The following is a 5,176-nucleotide window of genomic DNA, read 5'->3' as shown; positions in this document are numbered from 1 at the left end:
CCGGCATCCAGCGCCCCGGGTCGACATCCGCATCCACGAGAACCTCACCCCGTCCCGGACCCCCTGGACGGTGCGCTGCGGCCCCGACGGCACCCTGGGACCCGTGACCTCGTGACGGGACGCGCCCGACACCGTGCCCGGCTCCGGCGACCTGCGCGGCCGGGCCCCCCGCCCGGACGCGCGGTGGCATCATGGGCGGCGTAGCGGATCCGGGGGGAGGCCGACGATGGGCGGGATGGTCCTACGGGCGCGCCAGGCCGTGCAGGGCCGGCGCGTCGGCGAGCAGTGAGCAGCACGGGGCAGGACGAGCCGGAGGACGCCGCGGAGCCGGCGCCGTCCCAGCGCGCTGCGGCGAGCGGCGAGGCCAGGATCTACCAGGCCGCCGGGGACATGGTCGTGGCGGAGGCCGGTGACGTCCACCTGCACTACCTCGACGGCGTACGCGAGACCCGGCGGGCCTCGGTGGACGCGGCGGCGGACTGTCCGTACCCCGGGCTGGAACCGTTCGAGACGGGCGATGCCCGCTGGTTCTTCGGCCGGGACGACCTCGTCGCGCAGACGCTGGCCGAACTCGACCGCGCCGCCGACGGTCCCGTGGTGATCGTCGCGCCGTCCGGCGCCGGGAAGTCCTCGCTGCTCCGGGCCGGGGTGCTGCCGGCGTTGGCGGCCGGCCGCCTGCCCGGCTCGGCCGACTGGTGCCGGCTGCTGCTGACGCCCACCGAGCGGCCGGTCGAACAACTGACCGCGCTCCTGGAGCAGGTCGCCGGGGAGGCCGGGGGGAAGGTCCGGCGGCACGACGCGGCCGGGGCCGGCCCGGCCCCGGAGGCGCTCACCGCCTTTCTGCGCACGGCCCCCCGGACACCCCGGCTCCTGCTGGTGGTGGACCAGCTCGAAGAACTGTTCACCCTGTGCGCCGACGAGCCGCAACGGCACGCCTTCCTGGAGCTGCTCGCCGCGCTGTCCGCGGGTCCCGACCCGGTCGCCCGGGTGGTCTGCGCCCTGCGGTCCGACTTCTACTCCCGGTGCGTGACGTACCCCCGGCTGCGGTCCGCGCTGCAGCACCGCCAGATCGTCGTGGGCCCGCTGACGGAGGAAGGGCTGCGGGAGGTCATCCTCTTCCCCGCCCGGGCGGCCGGGCTCGCGCTGGAGCCGGGGCTGGCCGACCTGATGCTGGCCGACCTCGGCGGGCCGGGCCCGGAGACCGGCCGACTGCCCCTGCTCGCCCACGCCTTGCGGGCCACCTGGCAGCAGCGGCAGGGCGACACCCTGACCGTCGCCGGATACCGCACCACCGGCGGGATCGGCCGTGCCGTGGCGACCAGCGCGGAACGGATCTACGCCGGCCTGGACCCGGCGGGGCGGACCGCGGCCCGGGCGATGTTCCTGCGGCTGGTCCGCATCGGCGACAGCGCCGACGGCACGGACGACACCCGCCGCCGGCTCGCCCGGTCCGACCTGCCCGCCGGCCTCGTCGACGTGTTCACGAGGGGCCGGCTGCTCACCGTGGAACACGACGACGTCACCCTCGCGCACGAGGCCCTCGTACGCGCCTGGCCGCGCATGCGCACCTGGATCGAGTCCGACCGCGCCGACCGGCTCGTCCGCCAGAACCTCGAAGAGGCGGCAGCGGCCTGGGAACGCGACGGCCGCGATCCGGACCTGCTCTACCGGGGCGAACGCCTGGCCGCGGCCCGGCGGGTGACCCCGGAAGCCGGCCCGCTGGCGACGGAGTTCCTGACGGCCTCCGCGCACCGGGCCCGCCGGACGGCCGCCCGGCGCAACCGGGTGATCGCGGTGCTGAGCGCGCTGACCCTCCTCGCGGTCGCCGCCGCGGCGATCGCCGTACGGCAGGGCCTCGCGGCCCGGTCCGAGCGCGACACCGCCGTGTTCCACCAGCTCCTGGCCAAGGCGGACCAGCTGAGGGCGACCGACCCTTCGGTGGCGGCCCAACTGGACCTGGCCGCGCACCGGATGCGCCCGGCGGACCAGGAGGCGTACACCCGGCTCGTCAACGATGCCGTGTCGACGCTGTCGACCGCCCTGCCGCACCCGAACCCGGTCGACGAGGTGGTGTTCAGCCCGGACGGCCGGCTCTTGGCCGGTGTCGGACTGGACGGCGCGCTGGAGCTGTGGGACACGACCGACCCCCGGCGGCCCACGCCCCGGACCGAGCTGCTGCCGGGCCTCACCGACGGCGCCCTGGCGGCCGGGTTCAGCCCGGACGGCAAGCTGTTCGCGGTGGGCGACGGAGCCACCGTCCGGCTCTGGGACGTCACCGACCCCTCCCGCCCGAAGGCCGGGGCCGTCCTGGGCACCGATCACGGCGCCCCGGTCCTCGCCTTCAGCCCCGACAGCAGGCGGCTGGCCGTGGCCGACGGACCGCGGGTCCGCCTCTTCGACCTGGCCGTTCCTTCCGCACCGGCCCCGCTCGGCGAATTGCCCGGCCACCCGGACACGATCAGCCGACTGAGCTTCGGCCGGGACGGCGACGTCCTGGTCGTCGGCACGCCGGCCGCCCCGGCCGGAGGCCCCACCGTCCGGGTGTGGGACCTGGCGGGCCTGCCCGGGGCCACCCCGCGCAGCACGGCCCTGGAGGTGCCGGGCCGGACGACCTTGAGCTGGTTCGCCATCAGCCCCGACCGCAAGGAGGTCGCCGTGGCGGCCGTGGACGGCGTCCCCGTGGCCCGGGGGCGGGCGGTGCGGCTGTGGAGTCTGCCGGGATCACGGTTCACCCAGCGCAGCGAGCCGACCGGAGACGTCTCGGTCAGCGCCGACGGCGAACTCGTGGCCGTACGGAGTGCCGACGGCGGCCCGGGAGTCCGCGTCCTGCCGGCCACCCGGGCGGGCGCGTGGGCCAGGACCGCGAGCGACCTCGCTCTTGCGGACGCCTGGACGGCGGCGTTCGGCCCGGCCGGCCGGACCCTCGCGACCGTCACGACCGACCAGAGCCTCCAGCTGTGGAACGTGCGCGACCCGGCCGCGCCCCAGGCTCTCGGACGCATCCCGACCGGGCACGCCGGCCCCGTCCAGCACATGGCCTTCATCCCGGACGGGAACGCCCTGTTCACCTCGGACGGGACCTCGGTACGCCTGTGGAACGTGGCGGACCCGGCCCGTCCGGCACCGGCGGCCACCCTCGTCGATCTCACCCGGCAGGCGAAGGAGGACTACCGCCTGAACGTCGGCGAGTTCGCCCTGAGCGCGGACGGGTCACTGTTCGCCGCGGAGACCGGCGAAGGGGCGCACGAGGCGGGGGTGCGCCTGTGGGACGTCCGTGACCCCGGACGGCCCCGCCCGGTCGGCACCGTGCCGGCCCCGCTGGGCACCGTCGCCTCCGGTCCGCCCGGCTCCGTCACGTCCCTCCTCCTCGTCGGGGCGACCCTGGTGGTCGCCGACGGCGACGGGAGGCTCCATCTGTGGGACATCAGCGACCCGGCACGCCCCAGGTCACGCGGCCCCGCCGCCGCGGCGCACAGCGTCGCGGTGACCTCCCTGGCCCGCGATCCGCAGGGGAAGACCCTGGCCACGGCCGGCGAGGACCACACCGTGCGCCTCTGGGACATCAGCGACCCCTCCCGCCCCAGGCCTCGCGGAACACCCCTGACGGGCCACGGGGGACCGGTGACCTCCCTGGGCTTCAGCCCGGACGGCCGGCGCCTGGTGACGACGAGCCGGGACGGCACCGTCCTGCTGCACGCGCTGCACCCGGACGACCTCTCCCGCACCGTCTGCGCCGCCACCTGGCGGGCCCTCACCCCCGCCACCTGGCAGCAGCACCTGCCGGGCCTGCCGTACGACCCTCCCTGCTGAGGGGCGCGCGGGGCGCGCCCGCACCGCACGGTCACAGGCGCGTACAGGCATGGACGGACATCGTGCGTCGCGCAGCGGCAGGAAGCGGATCCGGAGCTCCTTCCCGTGGTGGGCCGCTCCGGCGGTCCGCTCAGGACCCGCACGTCGAGGCGGCCGCGCCCGAAGGTCCAGCGGCCCGTCCAGGGGCCGGCGGTGGCACCGCTCCACGCGATGGCTGCGGCTCCGGTGGCGCCGCTCGCGCCGTTGCCGGGGCGATACCGCCCCTGTCCGGCGACGTCGCGCGTGCGTCGCGCTGGGACAGCCACCGCACCCGGCCGAGGAGTGGGCCCCGTCCGCTACGCTGCCGCGTAACGATCATGGGAGGGGAGGCAGTTCGCGGATGGCGGCGCACGGCACAGGGGAGCGGCTGCGGGCCGAGGACCCGCGGGAGATCGCGGGATACCGCCTGCTGGCCCGTCTCGGCGAGGGCGGGATGGGGACGGTCTACCTCTCCCGCACCCGTGGCGGGCAGCCCGTCGCGCTGAAGGTGATCCGGCGCGAATACGGTCAGGATCCGGGCTTCCGGCGTCGCTTCGAGCAGGAGGTCCGTGCGGCCCGCCGGGTCCAGGGCTACCACGTCGTCCCGGTCGTCGACCACGACACCACCGGCGCACAGCCCTGGCTGGCGACGGCGTTCGTACCCGGCCTCTCCCTGCACGACGCCCTCGCCGCCCACGGCCCGCTCCCGCGCACCGCCGTCCTGCAACTCGTCGGCTGTACCGCTCGGGCGCTGACAGCGATCCACACCGCCGGCATCGTCCACCGCGACCTGAAGCCGGGCAACATCCTGCTGAGCGACCGGGGCCCTCACGTCATCGACTTCGGCATCGCCCGTGCCGCGGACGCCACCCAGGTCACCGCGTCCGGCGGTCTCGTCGGCACGCCGCAGTTCATGTCCCCGGAGCACGCCCTGGGCGAGCCGGTCGGACCGGCCTCGGACGTCTTCTCGCTCGGCCTGATCGCCGCCGTCGCCGCCACCGGCCGCCACCCCTACGGTGACGGCGGAGCCCTGACCGTCGGCGCGCAGATCGCCAACACCGCCCTACGACCCCCCGACCTGGACCGCTACGACGACTACCTCCGCCCCCTGCTGGAGCGTTGCCTGTTCCCCGATCCGGCCGGCCGCATCACCGGCGAGGAACTCGCCTCGCTGTGCGAACGGGCCGCGGGCCGTTCCCTGAACGACTTCACCGCCTGGCTGCCGCAGCCGCTGGCGCAGGAACCGGCCGCCCGCGGGAGCGCTCCGCTCGCTCCGGCCCCCGAGCCGACGGTCACGGACCCACGGCCGCATCCGCCCCACGGCCCCACCTTCGCCGCCGCCCCCACC

General features: G+C 76.2%; 2 protein-coding genes. Both read left to right on the top strand.

Annotated features, from left to right (window positions below; translation table 11 throughout):
• The first annotated feature begins 285 nt into the window (after nucleotides 1-285).
• A complete protein-coding gene (locus tag EF918_RS32040; RefSeq protein WP_125652424.1) occupies nucleotides 286-3,810 on the top strand; it encodes an NACHT and WD repeat domain-containing protein in 3,525 nt (1,174 codons plus the stop codon).
• Nucleotides 3,811-4,189: 379 nt separating this feature from the next.
• Nucleotides 4,190-5,176: serine/threonine-protein kinase (locus tag EF918_RS32035; protein ID WP_148141301.1), on the top strand; the 987-nt coding region annotated here is incomplete at its 3' end.

Source organism: Streptomyces sp. WAC06614, from assembly GCF_003949795.1.
Lineage (GTDB): Bacteria > Actinomycetota > Actinomycetes > Streptomycetales > Streptomycetaceae > Streptomyces.
Note: the sequence above shows the minus strand (reverse complement) of the source record. Positions and strands in the feature narration are given on the sequence as shown.